The organism is Mucilaginibacter conchicola (genome assembly GCF_003432115.1).
Classification (GTDB): Bacteria; Bacteroidota; Bacteroidia; order Sphingobacteriales; family Sphingobacteriaceae; genus Mucilaginibacter; species Mucilaginibacter conchicola.
The window spans coordinates 332,116-348,947 of the sequence record NZ_QWDC01000002.1; the positions used below are offsets into that span (position 1 = coordinate 332,116).

At 44.3% G+C, this 16,832-nt stretch carries 17 protein-coding genes and 1 riboswitch; of the genes, 5 read left to right on the plus strand and 12 right to left on the minus strand.

The window, feature by feature from the left end; all coding sequences use genetic code 11:
- Window positions 1–19: 19 nt before the first annotated feature.
- Window positions 20–84: riboswitch (Fluoride riboswitch) on the minus strand.
- A 118-nt stretch (window positions 85–202) separates the two neighbouring features.
- Window positions 203–1,156, plus strand: coding sequence for a tryptophan 2,3-dioxygenase family protein (locus D0C36_RS11130; RefSeq protein ID WP_117391705.1), 954 nt, complete (start codon window positions 203–205; stop codon window positions 1,154–1,156).
- A 2-nt stretch (window positions 1,157–1,158) separates the two neighbouring features.
- Here D0C36_RS11130 and D0C36_RS11135 read toward each other — a convergent pair whose 3' ends face one another.
- Window positions 1,159–1,638 (minus strand): hypothetical protein, encoded by a 480-nt coding sequence (locus tag D0C36_RS11135; protein WP_117391706.1) that lies wholly within the window; start codon window positions 1,636–1,638, stop codon window positions 1,159–1,161.
- 106 nt (window positions 1,639–1,744) lie between these two features.
- On the opposite strand from D0C36_RS11135, the gene D0C36_RS11140 reads away from it, so the two are divergent.
- Entirely contained in the window at window positions 1,745–2,809 is a 1,065-nt protein-coding gene (locus tag D0C36_RS11140; RefSeq protein WP_199502004.1) for a branched-chain amino acid aminotransferase, read from the plus strand.
- A gap of 193 nt (window positions 2,810–3,002) precedes the next feature.
- Here D0C36_RS11140 and D0C36_RS11145 read toward each other — a convergent pair whose 3' ends face one another.
- The 4 genes from D0C36_RS11145 to D0C36_RS11160 form a co-directional block, all read right to left on the minus strand.
- On the minus strand, window positions 3,003–3,365 hold the full coding sequence (locus D0C36_RS11145; protein WP_117391707.1) for a response regulator: 363 nt from the start codon (window positions 3,363–3,365) through the stop codon (window positions 3,003–3,005).
- A gap of 383 nt (window positions 3,366–3,748) precedes the next feature.
- Entirely contained in the window at window positions 3,749–4,057 is a 309-nt protein-coding gene (locus D0C36_RS24375) for a YMGG-like glycine zipper-containing protein (RefSeq protein WP_147321982.1), read from the minus strand.
- A gap of 64 nt (window positions 4,058–4,121) precedes the next feature.
- The gene (locus D0C36_RS11155) at window positions 4,122–4,916 is read right to left on the minus strand and encodes an alpha/beta fold hydrolase (protein WP_117391709.1); all 795 of its coding nucleotides are present in this window, start codon (window positions 4,914–4,916) and stop codon (window positions 4,122–4,124) included.
- A 2-nt stretch (window positions 4,917–4,918) separates the two neighbouring features.
- Window positions 4,919–6,229, minus strand: a complete 1,311-nt coding sequence (locus tag D0C36_RS11160; protein ID WP_117391710.1) for a gluconate:H+ symporter — start codon at window positions 6,227–6,229, stop codon at window positions 4,919–4,921.
- 139 nt (window positions 6,230–6,368) lie between these two features.
- Between D0C36_RS11160 and D0C36_RS11165 the strand changes: the two genes are divergently transcribed.
- Entirely contained in the window at window positions 6,369–7,592 is a 1,224-nt protein-coding gene (locus D0C36_RS11165; RefSeq protein WP_117391711.1) for a multidrug effflux MFS transporter, read from the plus strand.
- Between the two features lie 216 nt (window positions 7,593–7,808).
- The gene (locus D0C36_RS11170; protein ID WP_117391712.1) at window positions 7,809–10,028 is read left to right on the plus strand and encodes an ATP-binding protein; all 2,220 of its coding nucleotides are present in this window, start codon (window positions 7,809–7,811) and stop codon (window positions 10,026–10,028) included.
- A gap of 51 nt (window positions 10,029–10,079) precedes the next feature.
- On the opposite strand, the gene D0C36_RS24515 is transcribed toward D0C36_RS11170, so the two are convergent.
- The 7 genes from D0C36_RS24515 to D0C36_RS11200 form a co-directional block, all read right to left on the minus strand.
- Window positions 10,080–10,274, minus strand: a complete 195-nt coding sequence (locus tag D0C36_RS24515) for a hypothetical protein (protein WP_158557104.1) — start codon at window positions 10,272–10,274, stop codon at window positions 10,080–10,082.
- Window positions 10,275–10,327: 53 nt separating this feature from the next.
- Window positions 10,328–10,816, minus strand: a complete 489-nt coding sequence (locus D0C36_RS11175) for a hypothetical protein (RefSeq protein WP_117391713.1) — start codon at window positions 10,814–10,816, stop codon at window positions 10,328–10,330.
- Window positions 10,813–11,292, minus strand: a complete 480-nt coding sequence (locus D0C36_RS11180) for a sigma-70 RNA polymerase sigma factor region 4 domain-containing protein (protein WP_147321983.1) — start codon at window positions 11,290–11,292, stop codon at window positions 10,813–10,815. The genes D0C36_RS11175 and D0C36_RS11180 overlap by 4 nt, the downstream gene beginning before the upstream one ends.
- Window positions 11,293–11,553: 261 nt before the next feature.
- Complete coding sequence (locus D0C36_RS11185; RefSeq protein WP_117391715.1) at window positions 11,554–12,120, minus strand: hypothetical protein; 567 nt, start codon at window positions 12,118–12,120, stop codon at window positions 11,554–11,556.
- A gap of 597 nt (window positions 12,121–12,717) precedes the next feature.
- The gene (locus tag D0C36_RS11190; RefSeq protein WP_117391716.1) at window positions 12,718–13,707 is read right to left on the minus strand and encodes an MlaD family protein; all 990 of its coding nucleotides are present in this window, start codon (window positions 13,705–13,707) and stop codon (window positions 12,718–12,720) included.
- Between the two features lie 18 nt (window positions 13,708–13,725).
- Window positions 13,726–14,499, minus strand: coding sequence for an ABC transporter ATP-binding protein (locus D0C36_RS11195; protein WP_117391717.1), 774 nt, complete (start codon window positions 14,497–14,499; stop codon window positions 13,726–13,728).
- 6 nt (window positions 14,500–14,505) lie between these two features.
- Window positions 14,506–15,234 (minus strand): MlaE family ABC transporter permease, encoded by a 729-nt coding sequence (locus D0C36_RS11200; protein WP_233524504.1) that lies wholly within the window; start codon window positions 15,232–15,234, stop codon window positions 14,506–14,508.
- A gap of 503 nt (window positions 15,235–15,737) precedes the next feature.
- On the opposite strand from D0C36_RS11200, the gene D0C36_RS11205 reads away from it, so the two are divergent.
- Window positions 15,738–16,820: a glycoside hydrolase family 26 protein gene (locus D0C36_RS11205; protein ID WP_199502005.1), complete on the plus strand. Its 1,083-nt coding sequence runs from the start codon at window positions 15,738–15,740 to the stop codon at window positions 16,818–16,820.
- Window positions 16,821–16,832 lie beyond the last annotated feature (12 nt).

The window sequence follows — 16,832 nt, forward strand, 5'->3', positions numbered from 1 at the left end:
GCAAATAAATAAAAAATCCATTTGAGTAGGCGTCATCAGCTTTGCAGCGGTTCAAATAGGCAGAACACCATTGCCTTTTGTGAAAGTCAAAATTAAAAATTAAAAATTCAAAACCAAATCCCTTACCACACTATCGCTCCCTTTTTGACTTTTGACTTCTAACTTTTGACTTAAGGCTTTAGACTTTCCTATCTTTGCGGCTATGAGTATCTCGCCCGAAATTGAAAAAAGATTAAACCTGCTGCAGGAAAAGTACGACGCTATGGGTCAGGACATGACCTCGTACCTGGATGGCTTACTGCATGCCGACTTTTTAACCTACTGGGACTACATTCACCTGGATACGCTGCTAAGTCTGCAAAGCCCTAAAACGCAGTTTCCGGACGAGGAGATATTTATCATGTATCACCAGATAACCGAGCTGTACTTTAAACTTTCGCTGCACGAGTGTAAGCAGATAGCCGAAGCTGAGAACCTTACTATCGATTTCTTCACCGCCCGTGTGAAACGCATTAACCGCTATTTTGAAGCGCTTACTAATTCGTTCGAGATAATGGTGGATGGTATGGAGAAAGAGCAGTTCCTGCAATTCAGGATGTCGTTGCTGCCAGCCAGTGGTTTCCAGAGCGGGCAATACCGCATGATAGAGATCCACGCTACCGATTTTATCAACCTTGTTGCCCCCGGCCATCGTGATGAGTTACGCGATGCGTCGGTAGAAGAACAATTTGAGCAGATCTATTGGAAATACGGCGCTACCGAGCTATCAACCGGAAAGAAAACGCTTACGCTAAATCAGTTCGAGAAAAAATACGCCAAAACTTTTATTGAGCTGGGCAGATCGGTAGCGACTACCAACTTCAACAACCTGCTGCAACAATTTAAAACCAAAGGCGAGAGTACTAAAGCCCTCGAGGAGCAACTGCGCCAATTGGATATCAACGTAAATGTGAACTGGCCGCTTAGCCACTATAAATCTGCCGTGCGCTACCTGCACCGCGAGCCCGAAGAAATTAAAGCCACAGGCGGTACCAACTGGCAAAAATACCTGCCGCCGCGTTTCCAGAAACGCATTTTCTATCCGTCGCTTTGGAACGAACAGGAAATTGCCGAATGGGGTAAAGGCTGGGTTGATAAAGTGGTAAGCGAACTTTAGCGTTAGTTCGCAGTATTTTGTTGTGCAGTCTCTGTGAGCATAGCTTTTACAGCGTCGAAGTCTTCAAAGCCACTATCAATAAATAACTTCTTTTTAAAGTCGTACCTGCTTTGCAGTGTTATGCCTTTGCTGTTTTCGTCAACTTTTACAATTTCTTTTAGAGATAACTTTTGCTCTATACCCGTTACTGATATGCTATGCTCTGTAACAGTAAGCGCTGACTCGTCAATTTTCTTTGAATGCTTTTTAGAAAAAAACCAGTATCCATACCCAAGAAATGCAGGGAGCGCTAATATAAATCCAAACCTTACAAGTGGATCAAGCTGCTTATATCCATTTATCAGTGAAAAGCTGAACACTAAGAAGCCTGCAAAATAATTTACCGCAATGCCTGTTTTAATTTTGCGCTTTTTGTCCGAAGCACTTTCCGGCGTCAATTTATATATTTTTTGCTGGTCAATTCTTTGTGTCTCTTCGGTCATTTTGCCGTCAGTTTAGATGGCTGAAATATAGCTTACTATGCCTGCAATCCCCAACATTTATTTGAAATTTCCTATCTTGGCATTTTCTGATAAAATTTCTATTGCCATGACCGATACACTGGACATCAAAATAACTAAAACGGCACACTCGCGCTTAGCGGAGACCGATTTTAACAACCTTCCGTTTGGTAAAGTTTTTTCTGACCACATGCTTGTTGCTGACTATGCCGACGGCGAATGGAAAAACTTTGAAATAGTCCCTTACGGCCCGATTTCATTAAGTCCGGCTATTTCTGCACTGCACTACGGCCAGGCATTTTTTGAAGGTATTAAAGCCTACAAACATGAGGATGGCACGGTGTCAATCTTCCGTCCTGATAAGAACGCTATCCGTTTCAACAAATCGGCAGAGCGCCTTTGTATGCCAACTTTGCCTGAGGATGTTTTTGTACAAAGCATTGCAGCCCTGGTTGATCTTGACCGCGAGTGGATCCCGGCTAAAGAGAACCATGCTATGTATATCCGCCCGTTCATGTTCGCAACAGATCCGTTTCTGGGTGTAACACCATCGGCTACTTATAAATTTATTGTGCTTTTAGGCCCTGTTGGCCCTTACTTCTCAAAACCGCTTCGTGTTAAAATTGAAACGCATTACACCCGCGCTGCCGAAGGTGGTATGGGCTATGCTAAAGCTGCGGGTAACTACGGTTCATCAATGTTACCGGGCCGTAAAGCTGCCGAAGAAGGTTTTGACCAGCTGATATGGACTGATGCTAAAGAGCATAAATACGTTGAAGAAATGGGTGCCGCTAACGCGATGTTCCTTCTTGATGGCACTTTGGTAACCGCCGAAGCAAAAGACACTATCCTTGATGGTGTAACCCGCGATACGGTAATTACGCTGGCTAAAGACTGGGGTATCCCGGTTGAAGAGCGCAAGCTTTCTGTTGCCGAACTGGCAGAAGGCGCTAAAAATGGCAAATTAACCGACGCCTTTGGTGCCGGTACTGCTGCTACTATTGCACCGGTTGCTTCTTTTGTGGTAGATGGCGAAGAATATTTCCTGAGCGACCCTGCAACACGCGAGTTCTCAAACAAAATATTCAGAACCATGGATGCTATTAAATATGGCCGCGCTGAAGACCCGCACGGTTGGAATTATATAGTGTAAGGACTTTTCAAAACAGTCATTTCGAACGATAGTGAGAAATCCTGTTATTAATGCTAAGCACTTCGCTGTTCAGGAATAACAAGTTTTCTCCTCGCTGTCTCTCGTTCGAAATGACATAGTTCAACGTTTGGAGATAATACAAAAAAGCCCCGTATCGAATGATACGGGGCTTTTCTTTTATAAATGCTTTTGCTTAGCTATTTATCAATCCGTTCACTTTCTCAACCAGTTCAGTCAAATCAAACGGTTTATTGATGATAGCATCGCAACCGTAGGCAAAAAGATCTGATGAGTGATTTACGTAGGCCGAGAATATGATAACCGGCACATCGCCAAATTTGGGATGGGCTTTTATAGCCTGGCATATCTCGCCGCCATTGGCGCCTGCAACCCGGTAATCCAGTATAACCAGGTCGGGGTTAAATTCTTCTACCAGGGGCATCACTTCGTCTCCTTCGGTAATGCTTTTCACTTCAAAATTCTCGTAGGTGAGGGTTTCATGCACCACCTCAAGGATGTCATGATTATCATCCAATACTAAAATACGCTTTACCATTGCAGGGGGAGTTTAATCAATTGTTGTTTTCTTAGGTATTTGAGTATCTGTAAGCCTCTTAAAAACGTCAAAAAATGCTTAAAATTATTAGGGTATATAGCTAAAATGGCTCGTGCAAATATACTTATAATTAAACACATAACGGCCCTGCAAAAAATAATTGTAAAGCTGAAACCAGACTGGAATTTAAAATGGCATTGGTGTGAAAATAGCACGTGATTTTACGTGGGTGTTATCATACATTCATAAATCATATCGTCATCCTGAATTTTATTCCGGGGATCCCATAATCATTTTTTTTAACCGGCATGGCGTTTCGCTATTTCCTACTAACAAAAAAGCCCCGCAATTGCGGGGCTTCCATATCGTTTTGTCCGATATAATTAATATGGGTATGCTTTACCGGGGTGAGCTCTTTTCCATGCACGGCGGCGTTCAAGATAGGCTTCGCGTTTACGTTTTTCTTCGCGCTTGCGGGCTTCGTTACCTATAATGTAACCACCCCCTGCACCAATGGCACCACCAATAACGGCGCCACCAACGCTTTTGCCGATTAGGGCACCAGCTACGGCACCACCGGCACCGCCTATAATAGCCCCTTTACCTTGTTTACTTATCTGCGCTTCTGCTTTAAAGTTGATGCCAACCAAAAAAGCCAGCATCAGTGAAAATAATATCGTTATCTTTTTCATGGGTATGTGTAATTGTATTTGTACACAAACTATACAAATTACACGCCAGTTTAAAAAGGTGGGGTTATTGCTTCAAAAAGCTGATAATAGCCTGTGCAAACTGTTCAGTATTACCTGCAGTATTGTGGTTACCGGGCACTTCGGTGTACTTTGAGCCGGGGATGAGTTTCTGCAGATCGTGCACATCTCCGTTGGTGGTATCCTCGCTGCCGTCTATCAGCAACACGGGTATTTTAAGCTTGCCCAATTCTGCTGCGCTGGTTGATGGCTGGTGCTTTTGCTGATACATCAATGCTTGGTTATCGAAATTATTCTTGTGGATCCACGCCATCATCTCATCCACATCATGATGAGTGGTATCCCCGGCAAGGGCTTTGTATGCATGCACACGGCGCGGCCAGTTAGGGTTGGTATAGTCGGCTCCCATACCGCCCATTACGGCCTTTTGCACACGTTTATCCAGCACCATCACCCTTGAGGTAATGATAGAGCCGCGCGAGTAACCTACAATATCATACTGCTTTAGCTTTAAAGCCGAAGCCAAACCCATAATGTCTTTGGCTTCGGCATCATTGGCATAGGCGGCATCGGTATGCGGTTTATCTGATTGCCCATTACCCCGCTGATCAAGGATGATCACCTTATAGCCCTCTTTAAGCAATGCGGGATAAAGTGTACCCCGTTTCCAGCTTTGGGCATTATTGGTAAAGCCGTGCACCAGTATCACCGGCTGGCCCTCGCCTTTTACTTCGTAGTAGATCTTTGTACCATCAAACGACGTAAAGAAATCGCCATCCTCTGCTTTTGCTAAGCTACCGAATAGCATCGCCACGATAATTAAAAGCGTTTTGTGCATCATATTTATTTGATAAATACGTTAATGATCAATACACCCACCAAGCCTATGAGTGATACCAGGCTCTCCATCATCGACCATGATTTGAAGGTATCTTTCATACTGAGGTTAAAATACTCCTTAAATAACCAAAAGCCGGAATCGTTTACGTGAGAAAAAGCCAAACTACCTGCTCCTATAGATAGCACCATCAGGTTGGGGTCTACATGTTCTGATACCACTAATCCGCTTACAATACCCGCTGCCGTTAAACCAGCTACCGTTGCCGAGCCTAAACTTATACGGATAATAGCTGCGATTAACCAGCCCAAAACCAACGGCGGCATATTGAATGACCTTAAGCTATTGGCTATTTCTTTATCCACCCCACTCGCTACCAATACTTCTTTAAACGCACCCGAGCCGGCAATGATGAGCAGGATAAGCGCGATATCTTTAACCGCATCAGTAAAGTGTGTGGAGATAGTTGACATACTCATGCCTTGCTTTACGCCAAGTGTATATGTGGCTACCAGCAGCGCTATCAGCATCACAATTGATGGATCGCCAAGAAAAGCCATCACTTTTAGGGCGTTCTCATTCTTAATGCCGAAGTATGGAAAAAATGCGGTTAGCATAAGCAATATCACGGGCAACAGTGCGGTAAAAAAGCTATTGAATGCACCCGGTAATTTATCGGCAGGCATTTCCTCGGCACGGAAGGTGGCCAATGGTTCTGATGGGATACGTTTTAGAAATCTGGCAAACACCGGCCCTGCCAATATAATGGCTGGTATAGCGATGGATAATCCATACACAAACGTGGTAGCCATATTAGCATGGAACAGCACTACCAGCGCCGATGGCGACGGGTGCGGCGGCAAAAAGCCATGCGTTACCGACAGCGATGCTATCATAGGCAGGCCAATAAACACAGCAGGCAATTTGTATTTATATACTACCGAGAATATGAGCGGTACCATCAACACAAAACCTATCCCATAAAAAAGCGGGATACCGATAATAAAACCCGCAGCCACCAAAGCCCACTGGATATATTTTTCGCCAACAAGCTTAACAAGTACACCAGCTATTTGCTGCGCGGCGCCACTGGCAGCAACCAGTTTGCCCAGCATGGCGCCTAAACAAATAATAATCACCAACCCGCCTAAAATATCGCCTATACCTTTTTGTACAGATGCGGTAACCTTAGTAACAGGTATACCCAACATTAAACCTGCCGCTATAGATACCAGCAAAAAAGCCAGGAAGGGATTAACTTTTGCCCAACTCACCAATAAAATAAGCAGTACAATACAAATAAATATAACCAGCATAGGCGTACAAGAAAGGGTTTATATACCATCGGCGGGGTACCGATTGACTAATGTAGTAAATAAATTAAAATCACCTCATTGTATTATTTTACAATTGAACATCATAAGCTGTTATTAATACTTTCCTTTGCATAACAACATGACCAGCAAACGCTATTTCACTTTAGTAATGGTATTGGGAGCGCTTACGGCGCTGGCCCCTTTTTCCATTGATATGTACCTGCCGGGTTTCCCGGACATTGCAAAATCGCTACACACCACAACCGAGAGGGTGGCGCTTTCGCTATCCAGTTTCTTTATTGGGATATCTGCAGGGCAGCTGCTTTACGGCCCCCTGCTTGATAAATATGGCCGTAAACGCCCGCTTTATTTTGGCTTGGCGCTGTACATTGTATCATCTCTGGCTTGTTATTACTCGGATAGTATTGAGATGCTGATTGCTACACGCTTTTTCCAGGCGCTGGGCAGTTGCGCTGCAACAGTGGCATCCATAGCCATGGTGCGCGACCTGTTCCCGGTGAAGGATAATGCCAAAGTGTTTGCGCTGCTCATCCTTATACTTGGTGCATCACCCATGATAGCGCCTACCGTTGGGGGCTACATTACAACTAATTTTAGCTGGCATATCATTTTCCTGATACTGGCCGGGTTATCCGTATTAATAACACTTGCCGTGATATTTCTGCTGCCGGAGAGTTTCAGGCCCGATCCGCATTACTCGCTTAAGCCAAAGCCTATTATCAACGGCTTTTTAACGGTGCTGAAAGAACCTCAATTTTACACTTACGCCATTGCAGGTGGCATAGCCTTCTCTGGTTTGTTTGCCTATGTATCGGCATCTCCGCTGGTGTTTATGGATGTGTTTAAGGTGAGCGGTAAAGTTTATGGTTGGATCTTCGCCTTGTTATCTGTAGGCTTCATCGGTTCCAGCCAGTTGAATAGTGCGCTTATCAAACGCTTTGATAGCAGGCAGGTAGTAAATGCTGCTTTAATTATTATGGTAAGTGCTTCGGCTTTGTTTGTAGTGGCTGCCAGTCAGGATTGGTTAGGCTTAGCAGGTACTATTGCTATGACCTTCATTGTGCTTTGCTGTGTGGGTTTAATAAGCCCCAATACCTCTGCCTTATGCTTAGCCCCGTTTGAGAAAAATGCAGGTTCTGCATCGGCCCTTATGGGTGCATTTCAAATGAGTGTAGGTTCTTTGGTATCTATAGGTGTAAGTATGTTTACCGCACAATCTGCCGTGCCAATGGCTTTGCTGATGCTGGCCGCATCAGGGTTAGGACTCATCGTGCTGCTCATCGGCAAACGGAACATCAAAAAGCCGGTTAAAGCCGCTGATGCTGGCTTTGTTGCGCACTAATAACGGGGTTAACCGTTTTATTGTTCAGAAAAAACTTAAAAGTGCCTACATTTTTAAACAGCACAGTACAGCATCGTTAGCGTTAACAGATTCATTTTCAAATCAGCGCACACAAACGCATTCCTTATACGAATATTGCCGCACATGGCACTTGGCTTGTAAATACTTGGAAAATAACAGTTGCCCCCAATTGAATTTTAAAGTATTACTGCATATATGTTAGCCGATGTTAAAAAAATACCTATCCTACGTTACTTACTTATTGTAATGCTGATAGTGGTTTTATTTGGCGGTGCATTTTACCTGTACCTGCATTATAATAAAGCCGAAAAGTTGCGCACCAATTTCCAGAAAATGGTGGCTGCGAGGGAGAACTCAACCCTTATAGATAGCTGTATTGTTGAACTTTACAGCGCTGATAACAACAGCCGTATGTTTGCACTTACCGGCAAGCAGTACTATTCAAAAGAATTTTCTCGCCAGATAAAAAATGTTCGCGGCATCATCGCCAAAATGAACAATAACGACCGTGACAAAGCCGCGCTTGCAGCCGATGGTGCACTAAAAGAGCTCATCAGCGCTAAAACCGATAATGCCCACAATTATGTACGATTGATGGCCTTGTCAGATAGTTTGATGAACTCGGCACGTACTATTAATGCCGCCTTGAAAGATCGCGACAGCAAAATGCTGAAACAGCCGGTGATAAGACGCATAAAAACACGGGTTAAGATCGATACTATCAAGACCGCTACAATAGCTAAGATCACCCCGCCGCAACAGCAACAGCCTGAGAAAAAGAAGAAATTCTTTGGCAGGTTATTCTCTGTTTTCAGCAAAAAGAAAAAAGAAGAGCCGGCCCCGGTAGTAGAAAAAAAAGCACCGGTACTGGTGGCCAAACGTACCGATACGGTGATAACCACCATGGTAGCCACCCCCAAAGTAGCCCAGGTTTACAGTAAATATTACAGTAGTATATCTGATGCTAATACTAAACTGCGGAATAATGAGCGCCAGATGCTGGAGATCAACAACCGCCTCATCAGCCAGATCATCGGTAGCTTAAAAAAGTATAAAACCGCCGAGAACCAATACATAGCCAGCAGCAAAAAAGAGATGAACTCAAACCTGGCTACGGTAATGTACGAGTTCAGAAAACTGACCGGCGCAATTTTCCTGCTGATGACCACCGTTGTGGTGATCATATTGTACAACATCTGGAAGATATTTCAGAACGAGGAGCAGATGGTGGTGAATACGCAACTGGCCGAGAAATATGCCTTGCAAAAAAGCCGCTTCCTGGCGGCCATGAGCCACGAGATCCGCACGCCGTTGAACTCGATCATCGGTTTCTCTGAACAATTAACCCAAAGCTCTTTAACCGATACGCAGGAAGAGCAAACCAACGCCATCCGCAGTTCATCAAAAATGTTACTCGAGGTGGTGAACGAGATACTGGATTTCTCTAAGTATGAAACGGGGAAAATGAATTTTGAGAAATCGCCATTCAGCCCGTATGATGCTATCTCTGAAATTGCTACCAGTATGCAGGTGCAAGCAAGCAAGAAAAACATCTTCCTGAAGAGCAATATTGATTTTGATGCTGATGTTTGCCTTGCCGGCGATTACTTTAGGCTTAAGCAGGTGATCATGAACTTAACCAGCAATGCCATTAAGTTTACGCCTGCAGGTGGGGTTACTATAAGTGCCTTTTTAACCGATGATAAACCCGGTCAAAAGGTTTTGAACATACAGGTGAAAGATACCGGTTTGGGCATTGATAAAGAGCATTTACCATTAATATTTGAAGAGTTCTCACAGGTAACGTCGGCTCAAAAAACAGCCAACTATGGCGGTACGGGCTTAGGCCTTGCCATCTGCAAAAAGATCATCGAGCTACAGGGCGGTAGTATAAAAGTAACCAGCAAACCGGGCACAGGCTCTATCTTCAGTTTTAAATTGCCGATGGATATTGCGGCTAAAGAAGAGTGTATAAAAGAAGAATCTTCACCAATTATTAAACTCGACCCACGCGAAGTGGTTGAGGGTAAACACGTATTAATTGCCGAGGATAACAAATTCAACGTTTTACTGGTAAGCACCATCCTAAAAAAATGGGGTGTTACCTTTGATGTTGCCGGCAACGGCCGCGAAGCCTTACAACTATTTGAAGATAACCGCTACCATGCCTTATTAACAGATATTGAAATGCCGGAGATGGGCGGTATTGAGCTTACACAACTCATTCGTGCTAATATCAACCCACGCAAAGCTGCTATCCCTATCCTTGCCTTAACAGCCAATGTGCTTAAAGAAGACAGGGACAGATACCTTTCTGTAGGTATGACCGGTGTGGTACTTAAACCATTTACCGAGCAAAACCTGATAGACAATGTAGCAGGGGCGCTTGAGGGTATTGAGGTTATGAGTAATTAACCAAGCCGTGAGATATTGAAAAGGCCCGAACTTTTTCAGTCCGGGCCTTTTTTATTTCTGTTTGTGAGCTTCCTTATTGGTTTGGTGCTCGGCTTTTTTTACTTCGTCTTTTTCGCTTAAAGGCATTTCTGTTTCCAATTTTTTATCGGCGCCTTTAGTTTTGTCTTCTTCCGCTTTTGTTCCTTCTTTCTTTTCTGTTGATGCTGCCATAGTGTATTGTGTATTACTGTAAACAACTATCGCCATTAACAAAAAGTTTATGAAAGTTTAAAAATCAAAACGGTTTAAACATTTAATGTTTAACGTTTTAATTGCTGTATTTCGGTTTCCAGCTTTTGCAATTGCTTCTGCGCCTGCCTGTTCTCCAGGTAAAAGTAGATGGCAAATCCTAAGAATATCTTACCCAAAATAAACACTGCAGCAAATACCCATCTCCACGCTTTGTGAATGCGCATGTGGCTCGAAGCACCTTCTACCTCAATATAAGTTGGGCCGGTGCCGGGCGCTTCCTGTTGTTTTGGTTCGGGCTGTTTAAATTGCTGCAGCTCGCGCTTCTCGCGCAGCATGATCTCATCAATATCATCAGAGATCTTACCCCATGTACTTAAAGGAGGAGTAACAGCCATTTGTTGTGCCAAAAACTCCATGTCGGCTTCAAGCTCCTTTAAAGCAATATTCACCTCGGGATGCTCGGCCTTCATGCGTAACAACTCCTTCACCTCGCTTTCTGAGGCGCAGCCTGTTACATAGGCTTCTAAAATGCCGCTATTAATGTACTGCTGTATCATTTACGGTTGCTCCTGATTATGTTGAATGATTGTTTTAGTATTTGTCTTATCTCGTCGCTGGTTTTGTTAAGCTCGTTAGCCAAACTGGAAACTGATTTGCCGTGGTAATGTACCCCGCAAAAAACAAGTTGTTGTTCGGCAGTCATCAGGTCTATCAATCGGTTGCCTCTTATTGTCACATTATCCGGCGAATCGGCACAATCATCAACAGTATTTACAAATGAGACAAGCTTGTTGCGTGTGTATTGTTGCAGGCGGCAGTAAGTGCTACCATCTGGCGTGCCTGCAATATATTGGATATCGCCAACACTAAGGCCCGAAAATATATCTGCGAGGTAGCCTTCTGCTACGGGGCGGTCTTTCACCACTTCAATAATATAGCCAAGCAGCATTGCACCATAATTGGTGTAAAGTTCATGCGCGGCCTGTTTTATAGAAGGCAAAGCGGCTTCATTAAATGTCAGCTGTTCTCTCAAGTTCAACCAATGTTTAGTAAGGGCATCCAAAAATATCTAATATTTTTGATATCTGTATATAAAGATATTAGGAAAGAGGAGATTTAGGTTAAAATATTTTCCTTAACAGACTTTTTATTAATCAAATAAGAACGCCATCCTATTTTAAGAAGATGTTAACTTTAGCTAAATATAAGCCCAAAACTCTAAAATTTCATCATTACCGGCATAAATTTTATTGCCCGAAAAATATGATGATAAAGTAATGAGGCTTCTTAATTCTTAAACTTTAGCCAACGAAACACCACTGCTCATCTGGAAAGCATCCTGAAAAGCATCGGTTAATGGCGAGGTTACTTCGGGGAACCGGGCTGCATAATTCTTGAGATAAAAACCTGCTACCGAAGTAAGCAATGCCGCAGCACCACCCAAAAGCATACCATGCAGAACATTCTGGCGGCTTTTCCGGAAGATGGTTGCACCGGCAACCGCGCCCGACATTACATGCACAGCCAACTGGTTCAAATCGGGACGGGTGGTTTTTAATACAGGTCTTCTCTCTTCTGCCAGTACGATTAGCTTGGTTGCTATACTATTAACCGGCGACTGTACAAATCTGAAAACCGGGTATGGCAAAATGGGCGACACGCCATCATGATAATAACGACTGGCTAATGCCGGTGCAGCACTTGCACGCATGCCGGCCAATGCACCTAAACCAATGGTTTGCCAAACGGGTTTTCTGTAGTTACGCATGTATGTAGAACAGGCATAAGGGTGGATGGTTTTCTTTCCTTCTAAATATGTGATATTAACGGTTGTGCGGCAATCCTCAACTTTACACGTCATGCTGAACTTGTTTCAGCATCCCAAACGACATGTTTGTACTCTATTAACGTTAGTCTGCTCATTGCCGCAGAGGCTACTTCTTTTGTCTTGATACAAAAGAAGCAAAAGATCAAGTCAGCAACGAGGCTTCTTTACCCACAAAGCCTTTGCCCTGCAAGCAGCCAGAACCACGGGCTGCAAAATCTTGCCCCAACTGCGTTCGCTCAAATCCCACGTCTTCAGGCAAGTATTGCTATGCCCTCGCAGCCGCACCGCCCAACATCATTCTGCCCACTTTCGCCCGAAGCTTTTTTGCTGACAAGAAATAATAAAGTAAAACAAATTGGAAAGAAAAGCACAGACATTACACAAACGAACAATGCGACATAGTGTAACGTGCGGGTAGCACAGGCATTGCTAAAGCAGAAACGATGTAGCGCGTTACCAAGTCGCGACTTTTCTTTGGTTACTTTCTTTTGAGAGAAAAGAAAGTTACATCCACTAACGACTCATCTAACCCACAACCTTTCCTAACAAAGAACTACTTATGAGATTGCTGCGCTCATAACAAAATGGTTTATAAACAAAAAAGGCGATGATCACTCATCGCCTTATATTTTACATTGCTTTTTTCAAGCTATCCTGTTTGGCTTTCTCTCGTTTTTTGAAGAAACCTTTCAGCAGGAAGTTATGCTGTACGGCCTCCAGATCATCGTTTAGTTTAACAGAGCTTTGCTGCAGGTAGTTCAACGTGGTTTGTACTTGTACGGCCATTTTAGGGTCGTTTAGTAATACACCTAAAGCATTATCTGTAGTATTCAGCTTATTGCTGGCTTTATTAAGATTATCGGTAAGGGTGCTGGCATTAGCTGCGGCTTCCTGCAGTTTGGTTACCGATGCACGGATACGATTAAACGTAATAGTATCTGTCATCACGTTATCGGCGAAGCCACCTTTGGTATTCATTTTCTGGCTAAAGTTATTCAGCTGCATAGCCATTTTTGATGCGCTGGTAGTTGCCATTGCCAGGTTACGCATGGTAAGTTTAAGCTGATTACCCATGGTGCTATCGGCCAGTAAAGCGCCTACTGTACCTTTACCTGCCAGGATTTCTTTGCTCAGGGTTTTAAAATCTGTAGTAATAGCCAGTATGTTCTGGTTGTTTTGTTGCAGCGTTTTCATGATATCATCGGTTGACAACATCTTGTCTGATGCTAACACATCGCCGTCCTGCACAATTGGTGCCTGCGGGCTGCCGCCATCAATTACAATGATCTTGTTACCAATAAAACCATCACTGCTGATGCGTACACCCGCATTGCGGTGAATGTAAGGTTGCGTAGCTGCATCAATACTCATCACCACATCAACCTGGTGCAGGCCGGTAAATTTTATCTCTTTGATGATACCCACCTTTACGCCCGAGAACCAAATGTTACCGCCTTTTTTTAAACCGGCAACATCATCAAACACCGAGCTGATGTGAATGCTTTTCACAAAGGTTTTTTGTGAGCCGCCCAGTGTAAGTACACCCAGTACAAACACGGCTACGCCTAAAAACACAAATACACCTACAATAATTGATCTTCTATTTTCTGTTGCGTCCATAATTGGATACTTAATATCTTATTCTACAAAATTATAATCATAAAAAGGTTTCACGCGGGCATCGTCCGTTGCAAAAACCTCATCGAAAGACCCCACACGCTGAAACTGCCCATCCAAAAGCATTGCCACACGGTCACCTACCATTTTAGCGCAGGTAAGGTCGTGGGTAATTACAATGGATGATGTGTTATAGCGTTGCTGCACTTCGTTTATCAGTTCGTTTATCTCTATACAAGTTATCGGGTCAAGGCCTGCTGTTGGTTCATCATACAGCATTATTTCCGGGTTCAGGATCAGCGTACGGGCAATACCTATACGCTTACGCTGCCCGCCCGAAAGCTCTGAAGGCATCTGGTTAATGGTTTGCGACAGGCCAACTGCATCCAATACGCTGTGCACATTGGTATCAATCTCCTTACGGGTAATGCCCTTGCGGTTACGCACCAGCGGGAACTCGAGGTTTTGGCGCACGGTCATACTATCGTACAAAGCACTGTTCTGGAACGAGAAACCTATGCGGATACGCAGGGATTCCATTTCCCTCTCGGTGATGTGTGTTAGCTCGTTGCCCAATACGTTGATGGTACCGGCATCAGGATAAAGCATACCCGAGATGAGTTTGATCAAAACAGATTTACCCGTACCTGAACGGCCGAGCACCACAAGGTTTTCGCCCTGATAAAGATCAAGATCGATACCGCGCAATACGTGGTAATCTCCAAACGATTTCTGCAGCCCGCGGATGCGGATCACCTCGTTATTCAGATCGATATTTGCCTTTTGTTTTTCCATCTTTGATTATCGGAACCAGCCGGCTATCTGTACAATTAAAACTTCTTCAATAAACACCAGGAACATGGCAGTTACCACCGCACCGTTGGCTGCTTTACCAACGCCCTCGGTACCTTTGGTTGAGTTATAACCCTGGTAACAACCTACTATACCAATTGTAAAGCCAAAAACTACTGCCTTAGCTAATGATGCCCAGATATCTACGAAAGTGATAGGCTCAAAAGCCTGCTCAATAAACGTAGCATAGCTGGTACCCTCGTTTTGAGCGATGTTTAAATATCCGCCAAACAGGGCTATCAATGCTACATAAGTAGCCAGTAACGGTATAGTAAATGTGGTGGCGATAACGCGGGTACATACCAAAAATTTAAATGGTTTGGTACCCGATACTTCCATGGCATCTATCTGCTCGGTAACGCGCATTGAGCCAAGCTCGGCACCTATACTTGAGCCTACTTTACCGGCAGCAATAAGCGCGGTAACCAGTGGGGCAAGCGCTTTCATGATGGCGATAGATACCAGTGATGGCAGCCATGATGTAGCACCAAAATCGGTAAGCGAGGGGCGGCTTTGCTTGGTAAATATCACACCGATAATAAAACCGGTAAGGGTAATGAGCGTGAACGACTTAACGCCGGTCTCGTAACATTGCCTTACAACTTCTTTAAACTCATAAGGGGGCAAAAATACTTCCTTAAAAAAGCGGAGTACAAAAGCATAGATGCGGTGCAGCATCAGGAAAAAGCCTGATATGGCGTCGCCTATCTTTTTTATGCGCGATGGTGCTGTGCGCGGTGTGGTTTCTGTGCCTTCCATTAATTGGGCAAAGGTATAATTTACGTAAGATATAGAAGCCCGTATTGACCAAATTGTTTGGAAAGTTAAATCAGTTAATTGTAATAATTGCTTGTGCGAGATAAAGTAACGCATGGAAAAACGCTTGCATATCAACTCACCCCGACATCGCTTACGCTCGTCGCCCCTCTCTTCGCTGCGCGAAAAGAGGGTGAGGAAAAAACTTTATCTTAACTTTCTAACCGTCTTTGCTGCTTGCAGCAGAGAGGGTGGTCCAGCGCAGACCGGGTGAGTCAACTATAAAAGCGATGATGAGTTATCACCCAAACTTTCAGTTGCACCTGCAGTTTAACTTTTGTGAAAACCTTATCTTCGGGTTTTAAACTGATGTTTCAATGAGTCGCTGCAGTAATTTTTTCTTTTTTATACTGATTCTGACTACTGTGTATAGCCTGCCGGCCCATGCCCAGTTGTTTAACCCCTGCGACCCAAAAGCGACCAATGAAACCAAACAACTTTTCTACAGTATGCAGCGCCTTAAAGGTGCGGGCACCATATTTGGCCATCATGATGATACGGCTTACGGTGTGGGCTGGTGCTTTGTGAACGATCAGTCGGATGTGAAAAGCGTTACCGGTGTTTACCCTGCTTTGTACGGCTGGGACCTGGCAAAAATAGAACACGACAGTGTACGCGATATAAACGGCGTACCTTTTAAATACCAGAAACAACTGGTGCGAGAGGCTTATCAGCGCGGGAGCATTAACACTTTTTGCTGGCATATAGATAACCCTGCCAACGGTAAAACTGCCTGGGATACCACCATGCGTACCGTGGCAACTATCCTGCCCGGCGGCCCAAATCACGAAACCTATAAACAATGGCTGGATAAAGCTGCTGCCTACATGGCCGACCTTAAAAGCGACGACGGCGAGCAGATCCCCATCCTTTTCCGCCCCTTTCATGAGCTTACGGGCAACTGGTTCTGGTGGTGCGCCAATACCTGCACGCCTGATGAATTTAAACAACTATGGCGCTTTACTATCGACTACCTGCGCCAAACCAAAAAGCTGCACAACCTGCTCATCGTTTTCTCTGAAGCTGATTTTAACAGCGAAGAAGAGTTTATGCAACGCTACCCCGGCAATGGCTATGTTGATTTCATTGGCTTTGATAACTACTGCTTTAAAAACGTTGAGGATTACAAATACAACCTCGATACCCGCCTGGGCATCATAGGTGATATAGCCAAACGCAACAACAAACTCACCTGCCTGCCCGAGACTGGTTACGAGCAAATACCCCAGGCCAACTGGTGGACCACCGTTTTGCAACCCATACTGGCCAAACATCAGCCATCGTACGCCATGGTATGGCGCAACGGCAGGCCCGATCATTATTATGCGCCCTACCCCGGCCAGATAAGCGAAGCAGATTTTAAACTATTTTTTGCCAGCCCGCAGGTGATATTTGAGAACAGGATAGCGCCGCTGGGAGTGTACGGGAAGTATGTGTTGAAGAAGTAGAAGCTCTCATTC

Bases quoted from the DNA above. Each gene is read 5' to 3' on its own strand.
- D0C36_RS11130 (WP_117391705.1), top strand. From the start codon at position 203: ATGAGTATCTCGCCCGAAATTGAAAAAAGATTAAACCTGCTGCAGGAA.
- D0C36_RS11135 (WP_117391706.1), bottom strand. From the start codon at position 1,638: ATGACCGAAGAGACACAAAGAATTGACCAGCAAAAAATATATAAATTG.
- D0C36_RS11140 (WP_199502004.1), top strand. From the start codon at position 1,745: ATGACCGATACACTGGACATCAAAATAACTAAAACGGCACACTCGCGC.
- D0C36_RS11145 (WP_117391707.1), bottom strand. From the start codon at position 3,365: ATGGTAAAGCGTATTTTAGTATTGGATGATAATCATGACATCCTTGAG.
- D0C36_RS24375 (WP_147321982.1), bottom strand. From the start codon at position 4,057: ATGAAAAAGATAACGATATTATTTTCACTGATGCTGGCTTTTTTGGTT.
- D0C36_RS11155 (WP_117391709.1), bottom strand. From the start codon at position 4,916: ATGATGCACAAAACGCTTTTAATTATCGTGGCGATGCTATTCGGTAGC.
- D0C36_RS11160 (WP_117391710.1), bottom strand. From the start codon at position 6,229: ATGCTGGTTATATTTATTTGTATTGTACTGCTTATTTTATTGGTGAGT.
- D0C36_RS11165 (WP_117391711.1), top strand. From the start codon at position 6,369: ATGACCAGCAAACGCTATTTCACTTTAGTAATGGTATTGGGAGCGCTT.
- D0C36_RS11170 (WP_117391712.1), top strand. From the start codon at position 7,809: ATGTTAGCCGATGTTAAAAAAATACCTATCCTACGTTACTTACTTATT.
- D0C36_RS24515 (WP_158557104.1), bottom strand. From the start codon at position 10,274: ATGGCGATAGTTGTTTACAGTAATACACAATACACTATGGCAGCATCA.
- D0C36_RS11175 (WP_117391713.1), bottom strand. From the start codon at position 10,816: ATGATACAGCAGTACATTAATAGCGGCATTTTAGAAGCCTATGTAACA.
- D0C36_RS11185 (WP_117391715.1), bottom strand. From the start codon at position 12,120: ATGACGTGTAAAGTTGAGGATTGCCGCACAACCGTTAATATCACATAT.
- D0C36_RS11190 (WP_117391716.1), bottom strand. From the start codon at position 13,707: ATGGACGCAACAGAAAATAGAAGATCAATTATTGTAGGTGTATTTGTG.
- D0C36_RS11195 (WP_117391717.1), bottom strand. From the start codon at position 14,499: ATGGAAAAACAAAAGGCAAATATCGATCTGAATAACGAGGTGATCCGC.
- D0C36_RS11200 (WP_233524504.1), bottom strand. From the start codon at position 15,234: ATGCTGCACCGCATCTATGCTTTTGTACTCCGCTTTTTTAAGGAAGTA.